We start from the raw sequence: 26263 nt of genomic DNA, 5'->3' as shown, positions 1-26263 counted from the left end.
GCCATCTGTGGCGGGGGACACTGCCGCGGCAACGCACGATATCGCAGCTCGACACGGCCTCGACCGGCGCGCCCATAACGACAGTGAGACCGGCACCGCGAGGTGCAGCCTTGACAGGAAGGGTGGCTTGGGGGAGGCGTATCGCCACGCGCATCCCATTGAATGCACAGGCTTTTTTTAATTATTCCAAGGAGAAGGCGGTGTCGTCCCTCACGCTCCCGCTCCAGGCTGCAACCGGTCTGGCTCTTCCGCGCCGGCTCGGCGTGGCCCTGATCTGCCTGATCGCTAGCTTCGCGCCGCTGCAGGCGCAGCAGGGCGAGCCCCCGGCAGCCGCGCCGTCGGCGGCTACGGCGCCGGCTGCCGCCGAGGCGGCTCCTGCCCAGGCAGTTCCCGATGCCCTGGCCCCTGCTCAGGCTGCTCCGGCCGCGCCGACGACGGCGCTGCCGCCCGCGCCGCCGCAATTCGGGATCGCGCCCCCGACCACGGCGCATCCGGTCGCGCCGGCGGTCCAGCCGGTCCAGGCCATGCCTGCTCCGGCCCTGCCGGCGGCGGTTCCGGCCCTGCCACATGATCTGTCGCCCTGGGGCATGTTCATGGCGGCCGACATCGTCGTGAAGGCGGTGATGGTTGGGCTCGCCTTCGCCTCGGTGGTGACCTGGACGATCTGGCTCGCCAAGGCGCTCGAACTCGCGACCGCCAAGGCGGCTGCCGGACGGGCGCTGCGCCAGCTGGAGGGCGCCGACAGCCTCCAGGGTGCTGCCGAGGGCATGACCGGCCGGAAGGGCCGCCCGCGCGGCGATGTGGGGCTGCTGTTCGGCTCGGCTCTGGACGAGACGCGGCGTTCCGCCGATCTCGGCGAGGAAGGCATCAAGGAGCGCGTCGCGATCGCCCTGTCGCGCATCGAGGCCCGCGCCGGGCGCGCCATGACCCGCGGCACCGGACTGCTCGCGACGATCGGCTCGACCGCCCCCTTCGTCGGCCTGTTCGGCACGGTCTGGGGCATCATGAACTCGTTCATCGGCATCAGCCAGGCGAAGACCACCAATCTGGCCGTGGTCGCGCCCGGCATCGCCGAGGCGCTGCTGGCGACCGCGATCGGCCTCGTCGCGGCCATCCCCGCCGTGATCATCTACAATGTCTTCGCGCGCTCGATCACGGGCTATCGGGCCCTGCTGTCGGATGCCTCCGCCGAGATCCTGCGCCATCTCTCGCGCGATCTCGAACGCCAGCAACGCCAGCCGGTGCCGGCCGCGATCGCGCGCGCCGCGCTGCATGCGGTGCCGAGCCCGGCGCCAGCCGCGCTGCCGCGCGTCTCGGCGGAGTGAGACATGGGCGTTTCGCTGAAAGATGCGCAGGATGGCGACCTCGGCGAGGTCAGCGACATCAATGTCACGCCCTTCATCGACGTGATCCTGGTGCTGCTGATCATCTTCATGGTCGCCGCCCCGCTCTCGACCGTGGACGTCGCGGTCGATCTGCCGGTGTCCAATGCGCAACCGCAGCCCAGGCCCGACACGCCGGTGTTCCTGACAGTGAAGAGCGACCTGTCACTGGCGCTCGGCAATGACGGTGTGCCGCGCGAGGCGCTGGGCGCGACGCTCGACCGGCAGACGCAGAATGATCGCGAGCAGCGCGTCTTCCTGCGTGCCGACGGGGCCGTCGCCTATCGCGAGTTGATGGAGGTGATGAACCTGCTGCGCCAGGCCGGCTATCTCAAGATTGCGCTGGTCGGACTCGAGGATACGGTGCAGGGCGTTGCCCCGACGGGAGGACCGCGGCCATGAGCGGGCTGGCGGGTCTGAGCGGTCGCCGCAGTGCGCTGGGAGCTCGGCTCTGGCCTTCGCTGCTGCGCTGGGCGCTTGCCATGGTCGTCGTCGCCGGCGCCCATGGCGTCGCCGGCTGGATGATCGTGACCTGGCAGCGCGCCGAGGCCGCCATGGGTGCCCCACCCGCCGCGATGATGATCGAACTCGCGCCGCTTCCGGTTGCGCCCGAGGCGCCGCCGCAGGAGGTCGCGCCCGGTCCCGAGATGGTCGAGGCCCAGCCGGAGCCCCAACCCGAGCCGGTCGTGGAGCAGTCGCCGGAGCCCGAGCCGCAGCCCGTGGTCCAGCCCGAACCGGAGATCAGGATCCCGGAACTGCCCCCGCTTCCCGATCCGGCGGCCGTGCTGGCACCGCCGCCGCCCCCGCCGCCGCGCCCAAGGATCGTCGAGCGCAAGCCGCCACCCAAGAAGGTGGTCGCGCGCGCCAAGCCGATCAACAGGGACAAGCCCCGGGCCGAGCGCACGAGCGCGCCGACGGCGCAGGCCCAGGCAGCGCCGATGGCGGCCGCGCCGAACCAGGGGGCCGCGACCGCGTCCGCCGCTTCGCGCGCCAGTTGGCGCGGCACGCTGCTGGCGCATCTCAACCGCTACAAGCGCTTCCCGGGCGGAGCCAATCCGGGCACGGTCCAGGTCTCTTTCAGCATCGACCGCTCAGGGCGCGTGCTCACGGCCCGCCTGGTCCGCGGTTCCGGCGACGTGCTGCTGGACGAGGAGGCGGTGGCGATGATCCGCCGGGCGAGCCCGGTCCCGGCGCCGCCCGAAGGCCTGGGTGGCGGGACCATCGCGCTCGCCGTGCCGGTGAAGTTTTCGCGTTGAGACTCGGGGACGCCCGTTGTGTCCGCGGGAACAGTCGCCCGTGGACCGCTAGGCTTATGCTGAACAGCAGAGACATGGGGGTGTCGGATCGCCGGCTGCCCCAAGCGGAGAGGTATGAGATGAATGATTTCGAAACGCGTTGGCAGAATGCCGTGCGAAAAACCCCTTGGGGACAAGACGAAAAAGCAGGTCACGTCCTGATCGCAACGGCGTTCATGAACAGCACATTCATCTACGGTACGGTTGGCCCCAATGCCTTGCACAATGGTTGGCTCGCAACCGGCAATCCGGTTGCCCGCGCCGGTTTGCATTGGATCAACAGGGCGCGCGAGCACCCGCACAGCATCTTCAGAAACCGGCTCATCCGCCTTTATGATCCCGGCCCGCGAACCGGGGCGCTGGTCAAGGGTGGCCTGCAGATGATGGACATGTATTACGGGATGAACAACGACCTGTTCAGGAACCGCGACGTCCGCATCGCGCAGTTCGTACATAACGTCATGGGTTTTGCCGATCGCGGCGTGCCGTTCGATCCCAACGTGTCCGGGCGGGAGGCGTTTTTCAGGGCGTTTAAGACCAGGCAGGAGGGATGGGAAAAGCAGGGTGTCACCGACGCGGCTTACGGACAATCGGCGACGAAGGAGATGTCGAAGATCATCCGCGAGGGCATCAAGCGCTTCGGCGGGAAGCTCATCTTCGAGGGGAAGTCCGTTTACGGTTCTGGCATCTTCGACCCGCATGCGCGGCAGGGCGACACCGATCTGGAGGCCCAGGAACTGTTTCAGTACATGGTCTGGCCCCTGACGCCATGCGTGCCGTTCGGGGAGGGAACGCTCGAGTTCCAGTGGGGCGGGCGACCGGCGACGCCGACACGCGCCCATTTTCTCAGCAACTGGAATTGGGGTGGCCCCATGACCCATGGGCCCGCCAACCGCGTGAACCCGACCAACGCCAGGGATCCGTGGCGAGACTATCTCAAGAAGGTCATGGGGAAGCGACATGGGCTCAGGCTGATCTGGCACAATTTTGGGAACTTTCCGCAGAACTTTCCAAGACTGACCCAGGGCAATCGGGCGTTGGAGGAATGGGAGGTCAGCATCATGGAACGAGCGATCGCGCGCGTCAGCCAGTCCCTCCACGACACCGCAGCGCCGCCGCAGGTCGGCGCGTTCAATCGCACGACCTGGACGGGCGATCCGCGCCCTCTCGGGCGCCGGTAGTGACGGCCGGGTTCCTGAAAGGGCCCCGAAGAAAAAGGGCCGCGCGTGAGCGCAGCCCGAGTCTAGGGAGGAAACGCCCAAGGAGGGCGACGCAACATCGCTGCTGCGGTGCATCATACATAGGAAACGGCGCCCAGGCTCACAAGAGGAAAAGGACAGCATCATTGTCCTAATTTTTGGGCAGTCAGCCCCATGGCGCGCCATCGAGGCGGGCTGTTTCGGGCCGATGCGACGGCATCCGATCCATGATCCTCGTGCAACGTGCTGCGGGCCTGCGCAATTCGTGCCGATTTTCGGCGTTGACAGCCAGTTTGAGCCTCTTCAAATTCGTAGGCATACAAATGAATTCGCGGCTGACGCGGTTTCGTCGGCATGCGACATCTGTCCAAGAGCGCTGGGGCTTCCGCCACCGGGCCAGACATGGGGAACAGGCATGATGATCGACCGCCGCAGTCTTCTGGCCGGCGCCTCCGCCGGCGCCGCCATCCTCGCCGCTCCCGCCCTGGTCAGGGCGCAGGGTTCCGGACCGATCAAGGTCGGCGAGATCAACAGCTACACCGCCCAGCCCGCCTTCCTGAAGCCCTATCGCCAGGGCTGGGAGCTGGCGCTGGAGCAGATCAACGCAAATGGTGGCGCGCTCGGCCGCAAGATCGAGACGATCTTCCGTGACGATGGCGGCAAGCCTGAGGACGCGGTGCGCCATGCCGGCGACCTCATCAACGCCGAGAAGGTCGACCTGCTCTCGGGCGGCTTCCTCTCGAATGTCGGTCTCGCGATCGCGGATTTCGCCAACCAGAACAAGCGGCTTTACGTCGCCTCGGAGCCGCTTTCCGACGCGCTTGTCTGGGCCAAGGGCAATCGCTACACCTTCCGGCTGCGCCCCTCCACCTATATGCAGGCCGCGATGCTGGTCGAGGAGGCCGCCAAGCTTCCGGCCAAGAAATGGGCGATCGTGGCGCCGAACTACGAATACGGCCAGTCGGCCGTGCGGTGGTTCAAGGAGCTGCTGAAGAAGGCAAAGCCCGATGTCGAGTTCGTCGCCGAGCAGTTCCCGGCGCTGGGCCGCATCGATGCAGGCGCCACCGTGCAGGCGCTGGAAGCCTCCAAGCCCGACGCCATCTTCAACGTCACCTTCGGCGGCGACCTGACCAATTTCGTCCGGCAGGGCAACACCCGCGGCCTCTTCGAGGGTCGCACCGTGGTCTCGATGCTGACCGGCGAGCCCGAATATCTCGATCCGCTCGGCGCCGAGGCGCCGGTCGGCTGGATCGTCACCGGGTATCCGCAGGCGGATATCAAGACGCCGGAACACCTCAAGTTCCGCGAGGCCTACGTCAAGAAGTTCAACGATTATCCGCGGCTCGGCTCGGTGGTCGGCTTCGACACGATGAACTCGATCGCTGCGGGGCTGACCAAGGCCGGCTCGACCGAGACCGAAAAGCTCGTCGACGCCTTCAAGGGACTGAAGTTCCCCTCCGCCTTCGGCCAGGCCGAATACCGCGCTGTCGACCACCAGTCGACGCTCGGCGCCTTCGTCGGCAAGACCGCGCTGAAGGACGGCAAGGGCACGATGGTCGACTGGCGCTATGCCGACGGCGCCAAGTACCTGCCCAGCGACGAGGTGGTGAAGACGCTCCGTCCGGCCGGGTGAGGATTCCTTTGCCGGTCTAACCACATCGTTGCGAACACCCGCAGCGTCATCCCGGACAAGCCGCGCAGCGGCGCCGCTCCGGGATCCATTGTAGAGCGCAACGCCCTATGATGGATCCCGGGACTGCGCTTCGCTCCGCCCGGGATGACGGGGGTGTCGTCGCGCCTGCCATTTGCACGGGGCCCGCATGATCGACCTCATCCTCACCCAGACGCTGAACGGCCTGGCCTCGGCCTCGTCGTTGTTCCTCGTGGCGTCGGGGCTGTCGATCATTTTCGGCGTCACGCGGATCGTGAACTTCGCCCATGGCTCGCTCTACATGCTCGGCGCCTATCTGGCCTGGACGCTGGTCGGGCGTTTCGGGCCGGCGGACGCGCTCGGCTTCTGGGGCGGCGTGCTGGCGGCGGCGGCCCTGACGGGGCTGATCGGCGTCGTCATCGAGGTGCTGATCCTCAGGCGGATCTACCAGGCGCCGGAGCTGTTCCAGCTGCTGGCGACCTTCGGCGTCGTGCTGATGCTGCAGGACGTGGCGCTGGCGATCTGGGGGGCGGAGGACAAGATCGGCCCGCGCGCACCGGGCTTCAAGAGCTTCGTCGTGATCTTCGGCAACCGCTTCCCGACCTATGAGCTGTTCCTGATCGCGGTCGGGCCGATCGTGCTGCTGATCCTCTGGCTTCTGTTCCAGAAGACGCGCTGGGGCACGCTGGTGCGGGCAGCGACGCAGGACCGCGAGATGGTCGGCGCGCTCGGCGTCAACCAGCGCCTGCTCTTCACCTCGGTGTTCGCCTTCGGCTCGATCCTGGCGGGGCTGGGTGGCGCGCTGCAGCTGCCACGCGAGGCGGTGACGCTGCATATGGATCTGGCGATGATCTCCGAGGCCTTCGTCGTGGTCGTCGTCGGCGGGCTCGGCAGCGTCACCGGCGCCTATCTCGCCGCCGTGCTGATCGGCATCCTGCACGCCTTCGGCATCCTGATCTTCCCGAAGATCACGCTGGTTCTCGTCTTCCTGGTCATGGCGGTGGTGCTGGTGGTCAAGCCCTATGGCCTGATGGGCAAGGCACCCGTCGGCCATCAGAGAGCCCATGGCCCGGCCGAGCCGCTGCTGCGCTCGGCCGACGGCACGACCAAGCTCGCCGGGCTGATCGGCCTCCTGATCCTGGCGCTGGCGCCGCTGGTGACGCCCGACCACATGCTGGTGACGCTGACGGAGCTGGTGATCTTCGCGCTGTTTGCCGCCTCGCTGCACTTCATGATGGGGCCGGGCGGCATGGCCTCCTTCGGCCATGCCGCCTATTTCGGGCTGGGCGCCTATGGCGCGGCGCTCGCCGTGATATGGCTGGGCGCGCCGATGGAGCCGGCACTTCTGATGGCCCCCTTCCTGGCGGGCATCGCCGGAATCGTCTTCGGCTGGTTCTGCGTGCGGCTGTCGGGGGTCTATCTGGCCATGCTGACGCTCGCCTTCGCACAGATCGCCTGGGCGACGGCCTTCCAGTCGGTCGATCTCACCGGCGGCGACAACGGCATCCTCGGCGTCTGGCCCTCGGCCTGGGCGGCCTCCAAGACGGTCTATTACTATCTGACGCTGGTCGTCTGCGCGGCGGCGGTGCTGGCGCTGCGGCTCACCATCTTCTCGCCCTTCGGCTACGGCCTGCGGGCGGGGCGCGACAATGCGCTGCGGGCGGAGGCGATCGGCCTCGACGTGGTGCGCATCCAGTGGGTTGCCTTCGCGGTGGCCGCCTTCTGCGCCGGGATTGCGGGCGCGCTCTTCGCCTTCTTCAAGGGCTCGGTGTTCCCGACCTATATGGCGATCCCGCGCTCGGTCGATGCGCTGCTGATGGTGCTGCTCGGCGGCGTGCAGACGGTGTCGGGCCCGATCATCGGCGCCTTCGCCTATGCCGGGCTGCACGAGCAGCTGATGAAGGCGACGATGTACTGGCGCTTCGCGCTGGGACTCTCGATCGTGCTGCTCGTCGTGCTCTTCCCGCGCGGGCTCGTCGGCACGGTCCTGGCCCTGCGGGAGCGCCGTGCCGGGCCCGAACCGGCGCCAACGACCCGGCTGGCGGAGGCGGCGCGATGACTGCTCTCGCCCCTGCCGCTGTGGCGACCGCCGTCGCCGCCAGCGAACCCGTGCTCGTCGTGCGCGACCTCGCGAAATCCTTCGGCGGCGTGCGCGCGGTCGACGGTGTCTCCTTCTCGGTGCTGCCCGGCACGATGCTGGCGTTGATCGGCCCCAACGGCGCCGGCAAGACGACCTGCTTCAACATGCTCAACGGCCAGTTGCGGCCCGATGGCGGGGAGGTGCTGCTGGCCGGCCGCGCGATCACCGGCATGAAGCCGCGCCATGTCTGGCGCATGGGGGTCGGCCGCACCTTCCAGATCACCGCGACCTTCACCTCGATGACGGTGCGCGAGAACGTCCAGATGGCGCTGATCTCTCATGCGGGCGGGATCTGGAGCCCGTTCGGTCGCGCCCGCGACTGCCATCGCGAGGAGGCGGACGGCCTGCTCGCGCAGGTCGGCATGCTCGAACAGGCCGAGCGCGCCTGCGGCGTGCTCGCCTATGGCGACCTCAAGCGCGTCGAGCTCGCGGTCGCGCTCGCCAACCGGCCGCGGCTGCTGCTGATGGACGAGCCGACCGCGGGCATGGCCCCGCGCGAGCGCATCGAACTGATGGCGCTGACGGCGGGCATCGCCACCGCCACGGGCATCGCCGTGCTCTTCACCGAGCACGACATGGATGTCGTCTTCACCCATTCCGACAGCGTCATCGTGCTCGACCGCGGCCGGCTGATCGCCCATGGCACGGCGCAGGTGGTGCGGCAGGACCCCAATGTCCGCGCCGTCTATCTCGGCTCCGGCGCGACCTCGGGAGGGCATTGAGATGAGCGCGATGCTCGAGATCACCGGGCTCGATGCCTACTACGGCCGCGCCCATATCCTGCAGGGCGTGAGCTTTTCGATGCAGCGCGGCGAGGTTCTGGCTCTGATGGGCCGCAACGGCGCCGGCAAGTCGACGACGATGAAGGCGGTGATGGGGCTCGTCCCGCCCGCCGGTGGCAGCGTCAGCTTCGAGGGCCAGCGGGTCGACGGGCGCGAGCCCTTCGAGATCGCCCGCATGGGCATCGGCTATGTGCCCGAAGACCGTCGCGTCTTTTCCGAACTCACCGTGATGGAGAACCTCTCGGTGGCGCAGCGCCCGGCGCGTCCCGACGCGCCGCATTGGACGCCGGAGCGGCTGTTTGCGCTGTTTCCCAATCTCGGGCGCATGCGCGACCGGCCGGGCGGGGCGATGTCGGGCGGCGAGCAGCAGATGCTGACGATCGCGCGAACGCTGATGGGCAATCCCCGGCTCGTCCTGCTCGACGAGCCCTCGGAGGGTCTCGCCCCGGTCATCGTCGAGGAGATGGCCAGGACCATCCTGGCGCTGAAGAGCGAGGGGCTGACCGTGCTGATCTCGGAGCAGAACCTGCATTTCGCCGGCAATGTCGCCGATCGCGCCGCGATCATCGAGAAGGGCATCATCCGCTTCACCGGCACGATGGACGAGCTGAAGGCCGATGAGGCGGTCAGGGCGCAGTATCTGTCGGTGTAAGCGCTTGCCGTCATTCTCGGGCGGAGCGCAGCGCAGACCCGAGAATCTCAGGACCAGAGGACACGGGTTTCCGAGATGGTCGGGTCAAGCCCGACCATGACGTGGCAGAGCCTCGATCCCCCCGACACTGCGCCACTCGTCCGCCAGCGCCAGCAGTGCGCCCTCGATCAGCCCGTCGCGCCGCAGCACTTCTGCCATCCTCACGCCCGATGCGAGCGCCGCGGCGATCGCCTCGGGCGAGAGCGGCCCGACATCGAGGGTGACCGGCAGGTCGCGCAGGTCGCTGTCGGGGTTGAGGTCGCGCGCCGGCCGCCGGATGACGGCGGCGTCCTGCAGATCCGTCGCATTCGCAATAACGGTCGCGGCCGCATCGGCCTCGGCGGCGCTGCGGGCGAGCACGGTGACGGCATCGGCGATGCCGCGCGAAAACGACCGGCCGCGCCAGCCGCTCGTCGCGATGCCGCAAAAATGCTGCGCAGCATGAGGTGCAGCATGAAGCCGGATGAAGCCTTCCGGCCGGGCGCGGGCGAGCGAGGGCACCACGCCGATGTCGAGCGGATTCCCCGGCGTGACCAGCACGGCGATGTCGCCGCCATTGTTGACATAGGCGCGCTCGAGGCCGGGGACGGCCTGCACCATCGCGCCCAGCACAGTGTCGGCGACGGCCCCGGCGACGGCGGCCATCGGCGTGATGAACTGCTCGCGAAAGAACCAGCAGGCGCGGGCCATGCGCCTCGCCGTCGCGCCGGCCAGTGGCGGCGGCTGCGGCCCGAGCGGCTGGCGCAGGATCGTCAGTTCGCCGGCGAGCTCGGCCAGCAGGCCGTCGAAGGCGGCCTCGGCCGCGGCATAGGCGCGCTCGATCTCTGCGGAAGCGCCGAAGGCCGCAATGACGAGATCGCTCGGGCCCTCCTGCAGATGCAGGCGGTTACCCGGCAGGCGGGCGACGCGGTGGGATGTCATCCGACGCCTTTAGCCGTCATTGCGAGCGCAGCGAAGCAATCCAGAATCGTCAGGCTCTACGCCCCCTGGATTGCTTCGCTGCGCTCGCAATGACCGGGGCATGTCAGCCCCGCCGCAGCGGCCAGGGGTTCTCCGCCGCGCCACCCTCGATCCGGGCCTGGCCGCCATGGGCGCGCAGGACATCCTCGACCGGCACGATCTCCTCGGCATGGCCGCCGCAGGCGAGATAGAGCGCGCGCGGCAAGGTGAACTCGATCGGCGCGACGATGGCGGGCGTCGGGACATAGCCGAAGGCGTTCTTTGGCATCCGCAGCACGTCGACCATGACGGTGATGCCGCCGCCGGGCCAGACATAGACCGGCGCGCCGCCCATCGTAACGCGCGTCGTGCCACCCTGGACGGAGCGGGTGAGCAGGATCGGGTTCTCGGTGACGCCGGCCCGCAGCGAGCCGCCGGCGCCGGCGACGAACATCACGCTGCAGAGCGATGGCTCGCAGTTCTCGCCGATGCGCTCGACGACCTGGCGCACGGCGGCGGGCATCTCCGCCTCCACCGGCAGGAGGGTCTCGTCGAGGATGCAGTAGAGCGAGTCCTCGCCGGTGGTCGAGGTCATCAGCAGCCGCATGCCCGGCCAGGCGATGCCCGGGTCGATCTTCTGGATGATCGAGAGCGGGTCGGTGATGTCGGTGCCGCCCCAGCCCAGCCCGGGCTGCGCGACCTGGAAGTAGCGGCCGGGCGTCGATTTGCGGCCGCGGACGCGGATGCCGGCAGGTTTCATGTCGAGCACGCGGCCGGCCTGATGCTCGGTCAGCACGCCGGTGATGTGGTCGTCGACGACGATGACCTCGTCGACATGGCCCTGCCACTGCTTGGCGAAGATGCCGATCGTGGCCGAGCCGCAGCCGACGCGCATGCGCGTCTCGGGCTTGCCGTCGACGATCGGCGCCTGGCCGGCCTGGACGACGACGCCATGGCCGCCATCGATGGTGAGTTCGACCGCCTCGCCATTGCCGAGCTTCAGCATCGTCTCGCAGGTGGTGTTGCCCTCCTTCTTGGAGCCGCCGGTGAGATGGCGCACGCCGCCGATGGAGAGCATCTGCGAGCCGTATTCGGCGGTGGTGACATGGCCGACCTGCTCGCCGTTGACGCGGATCGCCGCGGTTTCCGGGCCGAGATGGCGGTCGGTGTCGATCTTCACCTTGAGGCCGCAATAGGAGAAGATGCCCTCGGTCACCACGGTCACCGTGTCGACGCCCTCATGCTGCGACGAGACGATGAAGGGGGCGGGCTTGTAGTCGGGATAGGTGGTGCCCGAGCCGATGCCGGTGACGAAGACGCGCTCGGCGGGCAGGATCGAGCCGTCCCAGTCCTGCGCGGGCTCCGTGAAGGCGACGAGCGGCTGGCCGCCCTCCACCGCTTCCGCCAGCAGCACGACCGGGTCGGTGCGGATCAGGAGCCCGTTCTCGTTGGCATAGCGCGAGCAGGCGCCGGCGCGACCGGGGCGGATCCGGCAGAGCACCGGGCAGGCATCGCAGCGGACGATGCCCTCGTCGCCCTCGGCGACGCCGAATTTGCGCGAGCGCTCGGCGAGCACGCTCTCCTGCGCGCTCATCGGGTTGATCTCGTTCACGAGCGACCCTCCTTGGCGCGCAGAAGCTCCCAGAGCCGGTGCGGCAGCACGGGCACCTGGCGCGGCGTGACGCCGGTGGCATGGCGGATCGCGCCGAGAATCGCGGGCGCCGTCGGGACCAGCGCCGGTTCGCCGATGCCCTTGGCGCCGGAGGGGCCGAGCGGCTCGGGATCCTCGACCAGGATGATGTCGATCGGGGGCACGTCGCCGGCGGTCGGGATCAGGTAGTCGTGCAGGTTCTCGGTCCGACCGGGGAGGTATTCCTCCATCAGCGCCAGCCCGATGCCCTGGGCGATGCCGCCATGGATCTGGCCTTCGACCAGCATCGGGTTGATCGCGCGGCCGACGTCATGGGCAGCGACGATGCGGTTCAGCTTGATCGTGCCGAGATCGAGATCGACGTCGAGCGAGGCGATCTGAGCGGCGAAGCCATAGGTGGCGTAGGGCACGCCCTGGCCCATCGCGTCGAGCGGGACGGTCGGCGGGTCGAAGGAGCCGACCCCCTCCAGCACCGTGCCGTCGGCCTGTGCGGGGAGGGCGGCGAGGTCGATCCGGGCGACGACGCCGTTCTCCTCGACGATGACGCTCGTCCCCTCCAGGGCCAGCCGCGCCATTGGGCCGGCATTGGTCAGGCGCAGGATTTCGGCGCGCAGCGCGGCGGCGGCGGCCTCGGCGGCCCGGCCGGAGACGAAGGTCTGGCGCGAGGCGGAGGTCTTGCCGGCGTCGAAGGTCAGGGCGGTGTCGCCGAGCACGAGGTCGAAGCGATCGACCGGCAGGCCGAGCGCATCCGCCGCGATCTGGGTCAGGACGGTGGTCGAGCCCTGGCCGATGTCGACGGCGCCGTTCCAGAAGGTCAGGCGGCCGTCCTGCGACAGCGTCACCCGCATGGTCGAGGGGTTCGACATGCCGGTGTTGCCGATGCCGTACCACATGCAGCCGATGCCGACGCCGCGGCGGGTGCGGCCCTCGCTCGCGTTGAAGGCGGCGGCGTCCGCCAGCAGCCGCTGCCAGTGCGGCTTCAGCGCCTCCAGGCATTCGGCGAGGCCGGCGCTGGCCTCGAGACGCTGGCCTGATGGCGTCGTGTCGCCGGCGCGGATCGCATTGATCAGCCGGAAGTCCAGACGGTCGAGACCGGCGGCCGTAGCGAGGTCGTCGAACAGGCTCTCCTGGGCGAGCGCCGCCTGCGGCACGCCGAAGCCGCGGAAGGCGCCCGAGGGCGGGCCGTTGGTGTAGATGGCGCGGGAGAGATTGCGGACATGGGGCACCTTGTAGGGCCCCGTCGCATGCACCGGCACACGGCCGGCGACCGTCGGCCCCCAGGAGGCGTAGGCGCCGGTGTCGAAATCGCCCTCCATCGCATAGGCGACGAGCCGCCCTTCCGCATCGCAAGCGGCCTTCGCCTGGATCGAGGAAGGATGCCGCTTGGTCGAGGAGATCATCGATTCGATGCGCGAGAAAACGCAGCGCACCGGCCGGTCCAGTACCCAGGCCGCGACAGCCAGCATCGGCTGCAGCGAGACGTCGAGCTTGCCGCCGAAGCCGCCGCCGCAGGCGGAGGGCAGGATGCGGACGCTCTCCAGTGGCAGCCCGAGCACGCGGGCGACCTCGTCGCGGTCCATATAGGGCGCCTGGGTGCAGGCGAAGATCTCGATCGTATCGCCGATGCGTTTTGCATAGCCGGCTTCGGGTTCGATATAGGCGTGCTCGACGAAGCCGGTCTCGAAGGCGCCCTCGGCGACATGGGCGGCCTGCGCGAAGCCCGCCTCGACATCCCCGCGCTCGACGCGGCCGCGCGTCAGCACGTTGTCGGGCACGAAGTCGTGCAGGGTGAAGGCGCCCTCGGCCAGCGCCGCGGCGCTGCCGACCATCGCCGGCAGCGGCTCCCAGGCGATCGGCATGTCGTCGATGCTCAGCGCCTCGACCGCCTCCTTCTCGCCGACCACCGCCAGCACGCATTCGCCGCGATAGCGCGTCTCAGCGATCGAGAAGACCGGCTGGTCCTTGAGATGCGGATAGATGCCGAAGGAGTTCTCGCCCGGCACGTCCTGCGCGGTGAAGACCCGCACCAACCCCGGTTGCGCGGCGACGAAGGCGTCGAGATCGCCCAGCGTGAAGCGCGCGCGGGGATGGGGGCAGCGGATCGCACGCAGCCAGAGCGCATCGTCAGGAGCGCTGTCGGCGCCATAGCGCTCGGAACCGGCGACCTTGGGCGCGCCATCGAGACGGGCCAGACGCGTGCCGATGGCAGGGCCGTCGGTGGGGGAAGTGGCCGTCCCGTGGCCGATGAAGCGATGGGCGTCGCGCACCGCCTCGACGATCTTGAGATAGCCGGTGCAGCGGCAGAGCACGCCGCCGAGCGCGTCGAGCGTCTCGCGCTCGCCGGGCTGCGGGTTGCGCCGGAGGAGATCATAGGCCGCCATCAGCATGCCCGGCGTGCAGATGCCGCACTGGGCCGCGCCATGGACCTGAAAAGCCTGCTGGAGCGCCGCGCCGATCGCGGTCTCCGCCAGCCCCTCGACGGTGAGCACATCGCGGCCGGCGATCTGGCCGACCGGCACGAGGCAGGCACAGGCCTGGGCCTCGTCGATCAGGACGGTGCAGGCGCCGCAATCGCCGGCGTCGCAGCCGACCTTGGTCCCGGTGGCGCCGAGGCTGGCGCGCAGGACTTCGCTGAGGCGGCTGTCGGGCGCGTCGCCCAGCGCGACGTCGGCGCCGTTGAGCCGGAAGGCGATGGCGTCCGCGGCATGAGCGGTGGCGGAGAGGGCCGAGCGGTCATGGATGGTCACGCAGCGGCCTCCATCGGCTTGTCGGCGAGTTGGGTCAGCGCCCGGCGCACCAGCACGAGTGCCGCATCGCGGCGATAGGCGGCGCTGGCGCGGACATCGTCGATGGGCGCCAGCGCGGCGAGGTCTTCGGGCTGGACGAGGGCGGCGAGATCGCCGGCCGGCTGCCCGATGAGCCGGGCCTCCAGCGTGGCCAGACACTGCGGTGCGGCCGAGCAGGCGCCGACGGCGATACGGGCGCCTAAGACCAAGCCCGCCGCGTCGGTGGCGATGATCGCGGCAACGGAGGCGATGGAGATGACGAGATAGGCGCGCGCGCCGAGCTTGAGAAAGGTCGAGCGGGCGCTCTCCGGCTGGGCGGGGATGTGGATCGCGACCAGGATCTCGTCGGGCGCCAGCGCGGTGCGGCGGTTGCCCAGAACGAAGTCTGCGAGCGGCAGGCGGCGGCGGCCGCGCCGGCTCGCCAGTTCGACCTGCGCGTCGAGCACCAGCAGCGGCGGCACGCCGTCGGCAGCCGGCGAAGCATTGCAGAGATTGCCGCCGATCGTGCCGCGATTCTGGATCTGCACGCCGCCGACCTGCCGGCTCGCCTGTTTCAGGGCGTCGAAGGTGGGCGGGAGTTCGGCCTCGGCGAGGGCGCTCCAGGTCGCGGTCGCGCCGATGCGGGTTCCCGCCGCGTCATGCTGAATGCCGGAGAGCTCGGGCACCGCGCCGAGGTCGAGCACATCACGGCTGAAGGGCTGGAACCAGGCGATCTTCTGCGTGCGGACCGGATAGACGTCCGTGCCGCCGGCGAGGAGCGTCAGCGGCGTCTCGCCGGCCTGCGCGCGCAGCGCCAGCGCCTCCTCCAGCGTGGTGGGCCGCAGATAGCGCGCCATGGCCAGCTCCCCTAGACTGTGACGATCCGGAACCCGTGTTGATTATTGTTAGTATACAAACAAGGTGGCGCAAGCAGATTTTGCGGGCAGCCCGTGCTCAATCGAGACGCGCCAGCAGCGCGAGCAGGCGCTCGGCCTCCTCGCGGGAAAGGGGCGACAGGGTCGCGGCCGTGATGGCGCGCGCCTTCTCGGTGAGGCCCGGCATCGCCTCCAGGCCGGCGGGCGTCAAGCGGACGCGGACGCGGCGCTGGTCGTCCGGGTCCGGGCGACGCTCGACCAGCCCGCGCTCGGCGAGGCGCGCGATGACGCCCTTGATCGTCGCGGGGTCCATGGCGGTCATCCGCCCGAGCTGATTCTGGGAGATATCCTCGCCGCCGCCAAGTTTCGCCATCGCGGCGAACTGGGTCGGCGTCGGCCCGTCCTCGCCCATGATGCGCTGGAAGATCGCGATGTGGCGCTGCTGCGCACGCCGCATCAGGAAGCCGACCTGCTCCTCGAGCACATAGCTCTCAGCCGGCTTCCGCCCGCGCCTGGCGGCGTCGGCAGGCGTCTCGCCATCCACCTCGACGATGGGGGACTCGATGCGCGTCATGGCGGTCTTCTAGCCTCCTCGGCGGTGGGCGCTCAGGCGCAAGCGGGCGACCTCGCCAGCAGCTCGCCAGCCCTTGGCCAGCCCCTTGCCAGCGGCGGCGGGCCTCTCCATGATTGTTATTACACATTCAATCACCGCCTGTCCCACAAGGGCGTCGGCGGCCTGTGCTCCGGAGATCCAGATGGCTCACGACGTCGCGGCGGGACCCGCCAAGGGCAAGCTGGTGATCCGCAACATCGGCCTGCTGCTCTCGGGCGATCTGACCAAGCCGATCCTCGATGCCGATGCGATCGTCGTCGTCGACGGGCGCATCGCGGCGATCGGCAAGTCGGCCGATCTCGATCTCTCGGGCGCCGAGACCGTGATCGACGCAAAGGGCTCAGGCCTGTCGCCGGGGCTGATCGATTCCCATTGCCACCCTGTCTTCGGCGACTGGACGCCGCGCCAGAACCAGCTCGGCTGGATCGAGATGGGGGTGAATGGCGGCGTCACCACGCTGGTCTCGGCCGGCGAGGTGCATCTGCCGGGCCGGCCCAAGGACGCCATCGGCGTCAAGGCGCTGGCGGTTACGGCGCAGCGCTGTTTCCAGAATTTCCGCCCGGCGGGCGCCAAGGTGATCGCGGGTGCGCCGGTCGCCGAGCTCGATTTCGGCCGCGAGGTCTTCGAGGAGCTGAAGGCGCTCGGCATCCGCCATATCGGCGAGATCGGGCTCGGCACCGTCGCCAAGGGGCCCGACGCCAAGCGCGTCGCCGATTGGTGCCGCGAGATCGGGCTCGAATCGATCATGCACACCGGCGGCCCCTCGATCGCGGGCTCGCATTTCGTCAACAAGGACGACGTGCTGGAGGCCCAGCCCGACGTCGTCAGCCACATCAATGGCGGGCCGACCTCGATCGCCCATGCCGACATCCGCATCCTCTGCGAGAAGGCGAAGGGCGCGCTCGAGGTCGTCCATAACGGCAACGAGAAATCGGCGCTGGTGGCGCTGGAGGCGGCCCGCGAGGCCGGGCGGCTGGCGGATGTGCTGATCGGCACGGATGCGCCCGCCGGTTCCGGCGTCCAGCCCAACGGCATGCTGCGGATGATCACGCTGTTGTCGAGCCTCGGCGGGCTGCCGGCCGAGCAGGCCTTCTGCCTCGCCACCGGCAATGTCGCGCGCCGGCGCTCGCTCGATGCCGGGCTGATCGCGGTCGGCTATCCCGCCGATTTCGTCTTCCTCGACAAGCCGCAGCATTCCTCGGGCAAGGGCCTGCTGGAGGCGGTGGCGCTCGGTGACATCCCCGGCATCGGCATGGTGGTCATCGACGGGCTGGTGCGGACCGGGCGCTCGCGCTCGACGCCGCCGTCGCACAGCGCCCCGGCTGTTGTCTGAAAGGCCGTCCCATGAGCGTGCTCGTCGAGATCCGCCGCATCCAGACTACCGTGGAGGAGATCTTCCACGAATTCGGCCCGCTGTCCGGCCGCACCGAGCGCATCGCCTCGGTCTGTGCCGTGCTGACCAACCCCTATGCCGGCCGCTACGAGCCCGACATCATGCCGATGATGGAGGCGCTCAAACCCGCGGGGCTGGAGATGGCGACGCGCTGCCTCAACGCGCTCGGCGGCGATCCCGCCACCGTCGAGGGCTATGGCAAGGGCGCCGTCGTCGGTTCGGCCGGCGAACTGGAGCATGGCGCGCTCTGGCATGTGCCGGGCGGCTACGCGATGCGCGAAATCCTCGGCAACGCCAAGGCGATCGTGCCCTCGACCAAGAAGGTCGCCGGACCGGGCGCGCGGATCGACATTCCCGTCACCCACATCAACGCCTGTTATGTGCGCAGCCATTTCGGTGCGGTGGAGGTCGGCGTGCCGGGCTCGCCCCAGGCCGACGAGATGGTGCTCATCCTCGTCATGACCACCGGCGCACGGATCCATGAGCGCGTCGGCGGCCTGCGCGCCGACCAGATCAGCGTCTGGGACGGGCAGCGCTGAGCGCGCGCCCCGCCCCGACATCCTTCTTTCCGCCGGAGCCCATCATGCCCGCGACCATCCGCAAGATCCTGACGCAAGTCGACGAAACCCTGATCGAAGGGGGCCAATCCGTCTCGCCGCCGACGCGGCGCGCCGTCTCGGTCGCCGTGATCGCCAACCCCTTTGCCGGAGTCTACCGCGACGATCTGGGAGAGCTGAGCGAGATCGGCGTCGAACTCGGCGATCTCCTGACCAAGCGCTGCCTCGCGGCGCTGGGCATCGAGCCCGGCCAGGCCGAGAGCTTCGGCAAGGCGGCGATCGTCGGCGAAGGCGGCGAGCTGGAGCATGCGGCGGCGATCCTGCACCCCAAGATGGGCACGCCGGTGCGCGCCGCGCTCGGCAAGGGCCCGGCGCTGATCCCCTCCGCCAAGAAGCGCGGCGGACTGGGCACGCCGATCGACGTGCCGCTCGGCCACAAGGACGCGGCTTATGTCCGCTCGCATTTCGACGCGGTCGAGGTGCGGGTCACGGACGCTCCGCGCGCCGGCGAGATCCTGGTCGCGATCGCGGTCACCGATTCCGGTCGACCGCTGCCGCGCATCGGCGGGCTGACCAAGGACCAGATCAAGGGCGAGGACGGGCTGCGGTAGCGCTCTTCGCGTCCGCTTCCGCCGTCATCCTGGGGCGACCGCAGGTCGTCCCGGGATCCATCATAGGGCGCCAATGGAGCCCTATGATGGATCCCGGCCTACGCCGCTATGCGGCTTGTCCAGGATGACGGAACTTCCTGGACAAGCCTCAGCAGTTCATCCGCCCAGCGACATCGTCAGCGGCGGCTTGACCTCGGGCGGGAGCGGCGAGGTATAGCCGTCCGCGCCGAGGCGCTTCTCGTGGTCGGCCTTGGCGGCGGCCATCAAAGCCGGATCGAGCAGGACAGCGGCGCCGGTCGCCGCCATCGCCTTGGCGACATGGACCATAGCCTTGTGGGCGGCCGGGCTCTTGCCCTGGGCGACGACCTGCCAGGTGTGGAAGGGCGTACCGATCGCGACCGTCGGCGCATGGGCCTGGACCGTCGGCACCGCCCAGCTGACATCGCCGATATCGGTCGAGCCGATCGCCGGGTTGCGCTTGGCGTCCATCGGCACGAGGAAATCGGCCAGCGGCGCGCCGGTGTCGTCCATGCCGATGGTGCGCCAGATCGAGGCGATCTCCTGCGGTTGCAGGGTCTTGCGGATCTCCTGCGCGAAGGCGCGGTCGGCGTCGTCGAAATGCGGCGGGCCGAGCTCCTCCATCACGCCATGCATCGCCTGTTCCAGCGGGGTGTTGCCGAGCAGGTCGGAGACGGCGCTGACGATGCGCATCTCCATCTTGGTTTCGGTCATCAGCGCGGCGCCTTCGGCAATCTTCTTCACGCGCTGCACGAGTTCGAGCATGCCGCGCAGATCGCGCGCACGGATCGAATAGCGCACGCGGGCATGGGCCTGCACGACATTGGGGGCGATGCCGCCGGTGTCGAGCACGGCGTAGTGGACGCGGGCGTCGCTGGGCATGTGCTCGCGCATGTAGTTGACGCCGACATTCATGAGTTCGACGGCGTCGAGCGCGCTGCGGCCGAGATGGGGCGCGGCGGCGGCATGCGCCGTGCGGCCAGTGAAGACGAAATCGGCGCGGGTGTTGGCCAGCGCGAGCGGCGGCGCCACCTCCCACCAGCTCGACGGGTGCCAAGAGATCGCGACATCGGCGTCATCAAAAGCGCCGGCGCGGACCATGAAGGCCTTGGCCGCGCCGCCTTCCTCGGCCGGGCAGCCGTAATAGCGCACACGGCCGGGCAGCTTGTGCTCGGCGAGCCAGTCCTTCATCGCCACGGCGGCGAGCAGCGCGGCGGAGCCCAGCAGGTTGTGGCCGCAGCCATGGCCGTGGCCACCAGTCTCGACCGGAGAGTGACTGGCGACGCCGGCCTCCTGCGACAGGCCTGGCAGGGCGTCGTATTCGCCCATGAACGCGATCAGGGGTCCGCCTTCGCCGGCCTCGCCGATGACGGAGGTCGGGATGTCGGCGATGCCCTTGGTGACGCGGAAGCCCTGATGCACCAGCTCGGCTTCATGCTCGGCGCAGGAGCGCGTCTCGGTGTAGCAGACCTCGGGCATGCCCCAGACCCGCTCGCTCAGCGCGATCAGGCGCTCCTTGTTGGCATCGACGTGGCGCCAGAGATCGTTTCGGTTGTCCATGATGGTCCTGCCTTGGTCGGACCGGCATATGACCAATCGCGCCCCGTCCCGTCCAGCCGGCTGACGCATGGCCGGGGCGATTCCAGGGCAGTTTCATGCATGGCCGGCAGGCTGCCCTCTCAGCAGCAGGAAGCGGCGGGCGGCGCGGAGAGATCGCTGAGGATCGGGCAGTCGGGCCGGCCGTCGCCCTGACAGGTCTCGGCGAGATGGCGCAGCGTGTCGGCCATGGCCTGGAGCTCGGCCGCCTTGGCTTCGAGATCGCGGACATGGCTCATCGCGAGCTGCTTCACATCGGAACTGGCGCGGCTCTTGTCGCGCCAGAGCGCGAGCAAGGCGCGCGTCTCGTCGAGCGAGAAGCCGAGATGGCGGGCGCGGCGGATGAAGCGCAGCGTGTGCAGATCGTCGCCGGCATAGACGCGGTACTGCGCCTGCGTCCGTTGCGGTGCCGCGATCAGCCCGATGCTCTCGTAATAGCGGATCATTTTGGCGCTGACGCCCGATTGCCGTGCCGCCTCGCCGATGTTCATGGCGTCGTCTCCTTCGCTTCCGCCGGCTGCGCCTTGGCCGGGCGTGGGGTCGGATCGATCGCGCCGCGCAGCGCCTCGATCGGCGCCGCCGCCGCCTCCAGCACCGTGCGCTCGACCGCCCGGTAATGCGCCAGCACCTCGTGGCCGAGCGGCGTCAGCCTTGCGCCGCCGCCCTGGGCGCCGCCGGGCTGGGCCTCGACGAGGGGGTGCTTGAACATCCGGTTGAGATCGTCGACGAGCAGCCAGGCGCGACGATAGGACATCGTCATCGCCCGGCCCGCGCCCGAGATCGAGCCGGTGCTGGCAATCGCCTCGAGCAGATCGGCCTTGCCGGGCCCGAGCCGGCCGCCGGGCGTGAAATCGAGCCGCAGGCCGAGCCTGAGCGCGGGGCGTGTCTCAGTCGGTGCGGGCATGGCGGCGTCCTCGGGCATGCTGTCATGATAGGCATCGGACGCCGAATGCCCAAGGCGACCATGGGCGAAAGGCCTCTAAGGCGTTTCGACCGAGACGCTCTTCACGATGGCCACGACCGGGCTTCCGACGCCGAGCCCGAGTTCAACCAGCGATCTGCGGGTCAACCTGGCCGCCAGCATCGCGCCGCCGCAGTCGATCCGCAGATCGACCGTGCCGGCTTCGGGACCTCCGGCCGTCGCGATCTCCGCGACCATGCCGTGCAGCTGGTTGAGCGCGCTGATACCGGTGACCGGCGCGAGAGCGACCATGACGTCGCTGGCGAGAATGCGGATCCGGATCGTCTCGCCGGGGCGCAGGCCTGTCCGCACGACCTCGATCAGGCCGGCACGCGTCTCGATCCGGGTCAGCCCGAAACCGGGGTCGACCGCGCCGACGCGGCCCTCGATCAGCGAACTGGTCTCGGGCGCGCCCGGCAGCCGCGCGAGATCCGGGCGCGCGAGGGTATCGGCGGCTGGCCCGCAGGCCCTGACCGTTCCGGCCTCGAGGATCGCCACCGTCGTCGCCAGCCGCGCGACCTCGGCCACCGCATGCGAGACATAGACGATGGGGATGCCAGCCTCGTCGCGCAGGCGCTCGATATAGGGCAGGATTTCGGCCTTGCGGGCCTCGTCCAGCGAGGCCAGCGGCTCGTCCATCAGCAGCAGGCGGGGGTTCGATAAGAGTGCCCGGCCGATCGCGACGCGCTGCTTCTCTCCGCCCGAGAGAGCCCCGGGGCGGCGCGCCAGCAGATGGCCGATGCCGAGCAGGTTGAGCACGTCGGCGAACTGGCTGCTGGCCCTGGCGCTGCGCGGGGCGAACCAGCGCCCGAAGAGCAGGTTCTGTCGCACGCTGAGATGCGGGAACAGCCGCGCCTCCTGGAAGACATAGCCGATGCGGCGGCGATGCTTGGGCAGGAAGATGCCGGCCTGCGTGTCGACCAGCACTTCGCCATCGACCACGACGCGGCCGACCGTTGGCGCGATCAGCCCGCCGATGATGTTGACCAGCGAGGTCTTGCCGGCGCCGGAGCGCCCGAACAGCGCCGTGAGGCGGCCATCGGAGCGGAACGACGCGTCCAGATCGAACGTGCCCAGGCGGTGGCGGATGGCGACGTCGATCACCGGGCTCATTCGACGGCGATCCGCCGTCCGACGAGCCGGGCGAGCCATTCAGACAGCACCAGCGCCGCCACCGAAATGGCGATCGAGATCAGCGTGAGCCGCATGGCGCCGGCATCACCATTGGGGATTTGGGTGAAGGTGTAGATCGCCGAGGGCAGGGTCTGCGTCTCGCCGGGAATATTCGAGACGAAGGTGATGGTGGCGCCGAACTCGCCCATCGCCTTGGCGAAGCTCAGGATCATGCCGACGAGGATGCCGGGCAGGCAGAGCGGCAGGGTGACGACGATGAAGACCCAGGCGGGGCTGGCGCCGAGCGTGCCCGCCGCATCCTCGAGCTTGCGGTCAACAGCATCGATCGAGAGCCGGATCGCGCGCACCATCAGCGGGAAGCCCATCACCGCCGCCGCGAGCACGGCGCCAGTCCAGCGGAATGAGAGGACGATGCCGAACCAGTCGTACAGAAACTGGCCCACCGGCCCGCGCCGGCCGAACCAGATCAGAAGCAGATAACCGGTGACCACAGGCGGCAGGATCAGCGGCAGGTGAACGGCGACATCAAGGATCGACTTGCCCCAGAAGCGCCCGCGCGCCAGCAGCCACGCCACCGCGAGCCCGAAGGGCAGGCTCACGAGCATGGCCGTGGTGGCAACGAGCAGGCTCAGGCGGACCGCCGTCCATTCTTCCGGGGACAGCCAGTCGGTCACGTGGCGTTGGCGGCCTTGTTCGGGACCGTGAAGCCCTGCTTCTCGAAGGCGGCCCTGGGGCCGGAGCTGCGCAGGTAGGTGAGGAACGCGACCGCATCGGGGTGGGTCGAGTCCCTGGTCACGGCGACGGGGTAGAGAATCGGCGGGTGGGAATCCTGCGGGAAGGTGGCCAGGACCTTCACCTTCGGATCGGCGGCGGCGTCGGTGGTGTAGACGATGCCGAGCGGCGCCTCGCCGCGACTGACGAGCAGCAGCGCGGCCCGCACATTGTCAGCCTGTGCGACCTTGTCCTTGACCTTGTCCCAGGCGCCGAGCTTCTCCAGCGCCGCCTTGCCGTATTTGCCGGCCGGCACGGATTCGACATTGGCCATGGCGAGGCGGCCGGAGCCGAGGGCAGCAGTGAGCTCAAGGCCCGCCCCCATGGCGATGGTGGCGGTCGAATTGGAGGACGCGATCAGGGCGATGCGGTTGGCGAGCAGGGTGACGCGGGTGTCGGGCCGGATCAGCCCCTTGCCGGCGGCATAATCCATCCAGTCGAGATCGGCCGATAGGAAGAGGTCGGCCGGCGCTCCGGCTTCGAGCTGCTTGGCGAGCGCGCTGCTCGCCGCATAGGAGATCTTCGGCACCGGCTTGCCGGTTTGCCTAACCCAGGCGGCCGTCGCGTCGTCGAGCGCGTTCTTCAGGCTGGCAGCGGCGAAAATCACCAGATCGCGCGGCTGCGCGAGAGCCGGGCCCGCGCCCGATACGAGACCGATGGCCGCAGCCATGGCCATTCCCAGAATTGCACGCCGCTTGAGCATGTGACGGTCCTCCGGATGACACCGCTGTGTTTGGTTGTATATAGCGATGCTCGCAGAAGCTGGCGAGGCGAGTCAAGGCTCCGCGCTGCCAGCAGTGAGAGGAGAGACCGGATGAAAATCAGCGCTCGCAACCAGCTCAAGGGCCGGATCGTCGAGATCACCCGTGGCGCGACGACGGCGCATGTGCGCCTCGACATCGCCGGCACGATCGTGACGTCGGCGATTACCAACGCGGCCGTGGACGAGTTGAACCTCGCCGTCGGGCAGGAGGCCTATGCCGTCGTCAAGGCCTCCGACGTGATGATCGCGATCGACTGAACCTTCGCTTCGTCGGCGTCAGCCCGGCGGGTGCTTGTGGATCGGGTCGACCCAGTAGACCGATTCCGGCGCCTCGACCGGGTCGACATCGGTGATGTTCACCACCACAGCCTCGTTGTCCGAGCGGACCAGCACGCATTCGAGCGGGTTGTCGGGGTCGGCGTTGATCTCCTGATGCGGCACGAAGGGCGGCACATAGATGAAGTCACCTGGGCCGGCTTCTGCAACGAACTCCAGCCGCTCGCCCCAGCGCATCCGCGCCTTGCCGCGCACGACATAGATCACGCTCTCCAGCTCGCCATGGTGGTGCACGCCGGTCTTGGCATTGGGCTGGATCGAGACCGTTCCGGCCCAGATCTTCTGCGCGCCGACGCGGGCATGGTTGATCGCGGCCTGCCGGAACATGCCCGGCGTCTGGGCGGTGTTGGAATCGAGCCTGTCGCCGGTGATGACGCGCACGCCGTCATGCTTCCAGCGCGGCTCGTCGTGCTGGCCGTGGTCATGCGGGTGATCGTGCGGATGGTCGTGGTCGTGATCGCTCATCGGGCGGCTCCTCCGCGGCGAGGGTAGGGCAGATGCGGCGCCCGGGGAACCGCCTCGCCGTCAGGCCGGGTGCGCGATCGCGGCCGGGACCTTCCGCAGCAGGACGACGGCCATCGCGGCGGTGACGATCAAGCCGAGCGTCGCAACCAGCGCCGAGAGCTGCATGCCCGCAACGAAGGCGCCCCGGGCCGCCGCCAGCAGGCTCGCGGCGAGATCGGGCGGCAGACGGGCCGCCTCCGCGACGGCGCCGCCGAGCGTGGCCGCAGCGCTGCGGGCGGCGTCGGGGGCCAGACCGCCCGGCTGGGTCAGGGCCATCTGGCTGCGATAGACGGCGGTGACGATGCTGCCGAGGACCGCGATGCCGACGGCGCCGCCGAACTCCAGGCTGGTTTCGGAGATCGCCGCCGCCGAGCCGGCGCGCTCCGGCGGGGCGCTGCCGACCACCAGTTCCGTCGTCAGCGCGACGACCGGGGTGAAGCCGAGCGAGAAGACCACCGAGGCGACCACGACGAGACCGACGCTCGAGTCGATGTCGATGCGCGAGAGCAGGGCGAAGCCCAGCGCCGCCATGGTCAGGCCCATCGCCATGATCTGGGCCGGCCGGAAGCGGTGGGCGAGCACGGGCACGATCGGCGTGCCCAGGATGAAGGCCAGCGCCGAAGGCAGGCTCCAGAGCCCGGCCTCGAGCGGGGAGAAGCCCTTCACCAGCTGCAAATACTGGCCGATGAAGAGGAAGCTGCCGAACAGGAAGAGGAAGCCGAGCACATTGATCGCCAGCGCCGCGCTGATGACCGGATTGCGGAAGAGGCGCAGGTCGAGGAAGGGATCGGCGAGACGGCGCTGCCGGCGCAGGAAGAGACTGCCGATGGTGAGCCCCGCGAGGATGGGCAATGCGGCCTGCCAGCCGGCGCCATGCTCCGCCATGTGCTTGATGCCGTAAATGACCGCCAGCACCGCCGTAAGAGAGAGGGCCGCGCTGGCGAGATCGACCCGCCCCGCCTGCGGATCCTTGAACTCCGGCAGCAGGATAGGGCCGAGGATCAGCAGCAGGATCATCACCGGCACGCCGACGAGGAAGACCGAGCCCCACCAGTAATGCTGCAGCAAGAGCCCGCCGACGAGCGGCCCGATCGCCCCGCCGGCCGAGAAACTGGCGATCCAGATGCCGATGGCGAAGGTTCGTTCCTGCGGATCGAGGAACATGTTGCGGATCAGCGACAGCGTCGAGGGCGCCAGCGTCGCGCCGGCGATGCCGAGCAAAGCGCGGGTCGCGATCAGCATCTCGGCGCTGGTCGAGAAGGCGGCGAGGATCGAGGCCAGGCCGAAGGCGGCGGCGCCGATCAGCAGGAGCTTGCGCCGCCCGATCTTGTCGCCGAGCGTGCCCATGGTGATCAGCGAGCCCGCGACCATGAAGCCGTAGATGTCGACGATCCAGAGCAGCTGCGCCGCGCTCGGCTTGAGATCGACGCTGAGCTGCGGGATCGCGAGATTCAGGACGGTGAGGTCCATCGAATAGAGCAGGCAGGGCAGGGCGATCACGGCCAGCCCCAGCCAGTCCCGGCGCGTCGCCCTGGCGGGAATTGCCGTCATCTCGGGGGCGGGCGTCATCGTAGCAGTCCGTCTCGTGTTCGCGATGGTCGCGGCCGCCTCTCGGATCGAAAAGTGGGAAGCCTTA

Annotated in this window: 25 protein-coding genes; 12 read left to right on the top strand and 13 right to left on the bottom strand. The window is 69.2% G+C overall.

Annotated elements, in window-relative coordinates; genetic code table 11:
* The first annotated feature begins 200 nt into the window (after positions 1 to 200).
* The 8 genes from exbB to SJY11_RS15165 all read left to right on the top strand — a co-directional run bounded on the left by exbB (position 201) and on the right by SJY11_RS15165 (position 9101).
* Positions 201 to 1325 carry a tonB-system energizer ExbB gene (exbB, locus tag SJY11_RS15200; RefSeq protein ID WP_376987431.1) on the top strand — a complete coding sequence of 375 codons (1125 nt, stop codon included), beginning with the start codon at positions 201 to 203 and terminating at the stop codon, positions 1323 to 1325.
* A 3-nt stretch (positions 1326 to 1328) separates the two neighbouring features.
* Complete coding sequence (gene exbD / locus SJY11_RS15195; RefSeq protein WP_376987429.1) at positions 1329 to 1784, top strand: TonB system transport protein ExbD; 456 nt, start codon at positions 1329 to 1331, stop codon at positions 1782 to 1784.
* Entirely contained in the window at positions 1781 to 2638 is an 858-nt protein-coding gene (locus SJY11_RS15190) for an energy transducer TonB family protein (protein WP_376987427.1), read from the top strand. Before exbD ends, SJY11_RS15190 begins: the two co-directional genes overlap by 4 nt.
* A 119-nt stretch (positions 2639 to 2757) precedes the next feature.
* Positions 2758 to 3858, top strand: coding sequence for a hypothetical protein (locus SJY11_RS15185; RefSeq protein ID WP_376987425.1), 1101 nt, complete (start codon positions 2758 to 2760; stop codon positions 3856 to 3858).
* Positions 3859 to 4291: 433 nt separating this feature from the next.
* On the top strand, positions 4292 to 5509 hold the full coding sequence (locus SJY11_RS15180) for an ABC transporter substrate-binding protein (protein ID WP_376987423.1): 1218 nt from the start codon (positions 4292 to 4294) through the stop codon (positions 5507 to 5509).
* 187 nt (positions 5510 to 5696) lie between these two features.
* Positions 5697 to 7586, top strand: a complete 1890-nt coding sequence (locus SJY11_RS15175) for an ABC transporter permease (RefSeq protein WP_376987421.1) — start codon at positions 5697 to 5699, stop codon at positions 7584 to 7586.
* Positions 7583 to 8389 carry an ABC transporter ATP-binding protein gene (locus tag SJY11_RS15170; RefSeq protein ID WP_376987418.1) on the top strand — a complete coding sequence of 269 codons (807 nt, stop codon included), beginning with the start codon at positions 7583 to 7585 and terminating at the stop codon, positions 8387 to 8389. The genes SJY11_RS15175 and SJY11_RS15170 overlap by 4 nt, the downstream gene beginning before the upstream one ends.
* Position 8390: 1 nt before the next feature.
* A complete protein-coding gene (locus SJY11_RS15165; protein ID WP_376987416.1) occupies positions 8391 to 9101 on the top strand; it encodes an ABC transporter ATP-binding protein in 711 nt (236 codons plus the stop codon).
* Positions 9102 to 9185: 84 nt separating this feature from the next.
* On the opposite strand, the gene SJY11_RS15160 is transcribed toward SJY11_RS15165, so the two are convergent.
* From SJY11_RS15160 to SJY11_RS15140, 5 genes are all read right to left on the bottom strand, one after another.
* Positions 9186 to 10061 carry a UPF0280 family protein gene (locus SJY11_RS15160; protein ID WP_376987415.1) on the bottom strand — a complete coding sequence of 292 codons (876 nt, stop codon included), beginning with the start codon at positions 10059 to 10061 and terminating at the stop codon, positions 9186 to 9188.
* Between the two features lie 103 nt (positions 10062 to 10164).
* Positions 10165 to 11673 (bottom strand): 6-hydroxynicotinate reductase, encoded by a 1509-nt coding sequence (locus SJY11_RS15155; RefSeq protein WP_376989340.1) that lies wholly within the window; start codon positions 11671 to 11673, stop codon positions 10165 to 10167.
* A 14-nt stretch (positions 11674 to 11687) separates the two neighbouring features.
* The gene (locus SJY11_RS15150; RefSeq protein WP_376987413.1) at positions 11688 to 14477 is read right to left on the bottom strand and encodes a molybdopterin-dependent oxidoreductase; all 2790 of its coding nucleotides are present in this window, start codon (positions 14475 to 14477) and stop codon (positions 11688 to 11690) included.
* Positions 14474 to 15352 (bottom strand): FAD binding domain-containing protein, encoded by an 879-nt coding sequence (locus tag SJY11_RS15145; RefSeq protein WP_376987411.1) that lies wholly within the window; start codon positions 15350 to 15352, stop codon positions 14474 to 14476. The genes SJY11_RS15150 and SJY11_RS15145 overlap by 4 nt, the downstream gene beginning before the upstream one ends.
* A gap of 97 nt (positions 15353 to 15449) precedes the next feature.
* Positions 15450 to 15944 (bottom strand): MarR family winged helix-turn-helix transcriptional regulator, encoded by a 495-nt coding sequence (locus tag SJY11_RS15140; protein ID WP_376987409.1) that lies wholly within the window; start codon positions 15942 to 15944, stop codon positions 15450 to 15452.
* Positions 15945 to 16125: 181 nt separating this feature from the next.
* Here SJY11_RS15140 and SJY11_RS15135 point away from each other — a divergent pair, with 181 nt between their 5' ends.
* Genes SJY11_RS15135 through SJY11_RS15125 form a run of 3 tightly spaced genes read left to right on the top strand, consistent with a single transcriptional unit; the run spans position 16126 to position 18544 of the window.
* Complete coding sequence (locus SJY11_RS15135; RefSeq protein ID WP_376987408.1) at positions 16126 to 17316, top strand: amidohydrolase family protein; 1191 nt, start codon at positions 16126 to 16128, stop codon at positions 17314 to 17316.
* 11 nt (positions 17317 to 17327) lie between these two features.
* Complete coding sequence (locus tag SJY11_RS15130; RefSeq protein WP_376987406.1) at positions 17328 to 17915, top strand: amino acid synthesis family protein; 588 nt, start codon at positions 17328 to 17330, stop codon at positions 17913 to 17915.
* 44 nt (positions 17916 to 17959) lie between these two features.
* Complete coding sequence (locus SJY11_RS15125) at positions 17960 to 18544, top strand: amino acid synthesis family protein (protein WP_376987404.1); 585 nt, start codon at positions 17960 to 17962, stop codon at positions 18542 to 18544.
* Positions 18545 to 18700: 156 nt separating this feature from the next.
* Here the strand turns inward: SJY11_RS15125 and SJY11_RS15120 are convergent, their stop codons facing one another.
* The 6 genes from SJY11_RS15120 to modA all read right to left on the bottom strand — a co-directional run bounded on the left by SJY11_RS15120 (position 18701) and on the right by modA (position 23700).
* The gene (locus tag SJY11_RS15120) at positions 18701 to 20122 is read right to left on the bottom strand and encodes a M20 family metallopeptidase (protein ID WP_376987403.1); all 1422 of its coding nucleotides are present in this window, start codon (positions 20120 to 20122) and stop codon (positions 18701 to 18703) included.
* Positions 20123 to 20241: 119 nt separating this feature from the next.
* On the bottom strand, positions 20242 to 20649 hold the full coding sequence (gene cueR, locus SJY11_RS15115; protein ID WP_376987401.1) for a Cu(I)-responsive transcriptional regulator: 408 nt from the start codon (positions 20647 to 20649) through the stop codon (positions 20242 to 20244).
* Positions 20646 to 21062, bottom strand: a complete 417-nt coding sequence (locus SJY11_RS15110; RefSeq protein WP_376987399.1) for a winged helix-turn-helix domain-containing protein — start codon at positions 21060 to 21062, stop codon at positions 20646 to 20648. The genes cueR and SJY11_RS15110 overlap by 4 nt, the downstream gene beginning before the upstream one ends.
* 75 nt (positions 21063 to 21137) lie before the next feature.
* Positions 21138 to 22232, bottom strand: a complete 1095-nt coding sequence (gene modC / locus SJY11_RS15105) for a molybdenum ABC transporter ATP-binding protein (protein WP_376987397.1) — start codon at positions 22230 to 22232, stop codon at positions 21138 to 21140.
* Positions 22229 to 22927 carry a molybdate ABC transporter permease subunit gene (gene modB / locus SJY11_RS15100; RefSeq protein WP_376987395.1) on the bottom strand — a complete coding sequence of 233 codons (699 nt, stop codon included), beginning with the start codon at positions 22925 to 22927 and terminating at the stop codon, positions 22229 to 22231. Before modB ends, modC begins: the two co-directional genes overlap by 4 nt.
* A complete protein-coding gene (modA, locus tag SJY11_RS15095; protein ID WP_376989339.1) occupies positions 22924 to 23700 on the bottom strand; it encodes a molybdate ABC transporter substrate-binding protein in 777 nt (258 codons plus the stop codon). Before modA ends, modB begins: the two co-directional genes overlap by 4 nt.
* Positions 23701 to 23838: 138 nt before the next feature.
* Here modA and SJY11_RS15090 point away from each other — a divergent pair, with 138 nt between their 5' ends.
* Positions 23839 to 24045 carry a TOBE domain-containing protein gene (locus SJY11_RS15090; RefSeq protein ID WP_376987394.1) on the top strand — a complete coding sequence of 69 codons (207 nt, stop codon included), beginning with the start codon at positions 23839 to 23841 and terminating at the stop codon, positions 24043 to 24045.
* Between the two features lie 18 nt (positions 24046 to 24063).
* Here SJY11_RS15090 and SJY11_RS15085 read toward each other — a convergent pair whose 3' ends face one another.
* Both SJY11_RS15085 and SJY11_RS15080 read right to left on the bottom strand, forming a co-directional pair.
* Positions 24064 to 24588: a cupin domain-containing protein gene (locus tag SJY11_RS15085; RefSeq protein ID WP_376987392.1), complete on the bottom strand. Its 525-nt coding sequence runs from the start codon at positions 24586 to 24588 to the stop codon at positions 24064 to 24066.
* A gap of 60 nt (positions 24589 to 24648) precedes the next feature.
* Positions 24649 to 26196 carry an MFS transporter gene (locus SJY11_RS15080; RefSeq protein WP_376987390.1) on the bottom strand — a complete coding sequence of 516 codons (1548 nt, stop codon included), beginning with the start codon at positions 26194 to 26196 and terminating at the stop codon, positions 24649 to 24651.
* Positions 26197 to 26263: the final 67 nt, after the last annotated feature.

Origin of the sequence: Allobosea sp. R86505, from assembly GCF_042466375.1 — a bacterium.
In the GTDB taxonomy this organism is placed as follows: domain Bacteria; phylum Pseudomonadota; class Alphaproteobacteria; order Rhizobiales; family Beijerinckiaceae; genus Allobosea.
Note: the sequence above shows the minus strand (reverse complement) of the source record. Positions and strands in the feature narration are given on the sequence as shown.

Coding starts and splice junctions, on each gene's coding strand:
- exbD (WP_376987429.1), top strand. CDS start 1,329: ATGGGCGTTTCGCTGAAAGATGCGCAGGATGGCGACCTCGGCGAGGTC.
- SJY11_RS15190 (WP_376987427.1), top strand. CDS start 1,781: ATGAGCGGGCTGGCGGGTCTGAGCGGTCGCCGCAGTGCGCTGGGAGCT.
- SJY11_RS15185 (WP_376987425.1), top strand. CDS start 2,758: ATGAATGATTTCGAAACGCGTTGGCAGAATGCCGTGCGAAAAACCCCT.
- SJY11_RS15180 (WP_376987423.1), top strand. CDS start 4,292: ATGATGATCGACCGCCGCAGTCTTCTGGCCGGCGCCTCCGCCGGCGCC.
- SJY11_RS15175 (WP_376987421.1), top strand. CDS start 5,697: ATGATCGACCTCATCCTCACCCAGACGCTGAACGGCCTGGCCTCGGCC.
- SJY11_RS15170 (WP_376987418.1), top strand. CDS start 7,583: ATGACTGCTCTCGCCCCTGCCGCTGTGGCGACCGCCGTCGCCGCCAGC.
- SJY11_RS15165 (WP_376987416.1), top strand. CDS start 8,391: ATGAGCGCGATGCTCGAGATCACCGGGCTCGATGCCTACTACGGCCGC.
- SJY11_RS15160 (WP_376987415.1), bottom strand. CDS start 10,061: ATGACATCCCACCGCGTCGCCCGCCTGCCGGGTAACCGCCTGCATCTG.
- SJY11_RS15155 (WP_376989340.1), bottom strand. CDS start 11,673: ATGAGCGCGCAGGAGAGCGTGCTCGCCGAGCGCTCGCGCAAATTCGGC.
- SJY11_RS15145 (WP_376987411.1), bottom strand. CDS start 15,352: ATGGCGCGCTATCTGCGGCCCACCACGCTGGAGGAGGCGCTGGCGCTG.
- SJY11_RS15140 (WP_376987409.1), bottom strand. CDS start 15,944: ATGACGCGCATCGAGTCCCCCATCGTCGAGGTGGATGGCGAGACGCCT.
- SJY11_RS15135 (WP_376987408.1), top strand. CDS start 16,126: ATGGCTCACGACGTCGCGGCGGGACCCGCCAAGGGCAAGCTGGTGATC.
- SJY11_RS15130 (WP_376987406.1), top strand. CDS start 17,328: ATGAGCGTGCTCGTCGAGATCCGCCGCATCCAGACTACCGTGGAGGAG.
- SJY11_RS15125 (WP_376987404.1), top strand. CDS start 17,960: ATGCCCGCGACCATCCGCAAGATCCTGACGCAAGTCGACGAAACCCTG.
- SJY11_RS15120 (WP_376987403.1), bottom strand. CDS start 20,122: ATGGACAACCGAAACGATCTCTGGCGCCACGTCGATGCCAACAAGGAG.
- cueR (WP_376987401.1), bottom strand. CDS start 20,649: ATGAACATCGGCGAGGCGGCACGGCAATCGGGCGTCAGCGCCAAAATG.
- SJY11_RS15110 (WP_376987399.1), bottom strand. CDS start 21,062: ATGCCCGCACCGACTGAGACACGCCCCGCGCTCAGGCTCGGCCTGCGG.
- modC (WP_376987397.1), bottom strand. CDS start 22,232: ATGAGCCCGGTGATCGACGTCGCCATCCGCCACCGCCTGGGCACGTTC.
- modA (WP_376989339.1), bottom strand. CDS start 23,700: ATGGCCATGGCTGCGGCCATCGGTCTCGTATCGGGCGCGGGCCCGGCT.
- SJY11_RS15090 (WP_376987394.1), top strand. CDS start 23,839: ATGAAAATCAGCGCTCGCAACCAGCTCAAGGGCCGGATCGTCGAGATC.
- SJY11_RS15085 (WP_376987392.1), bottom strand. CDS start 24,588: ATGAGCGATCACGACCACGACCATCCGCACGATCACCCGCATGACCAC.
- SJY11_RS15080 (WP_376987390.1), bottom strand. CDS start 26,196: ATGACGCCCGCCCCCGAGATGACGGCAATTCCCGCCAGGGCGACGCGC.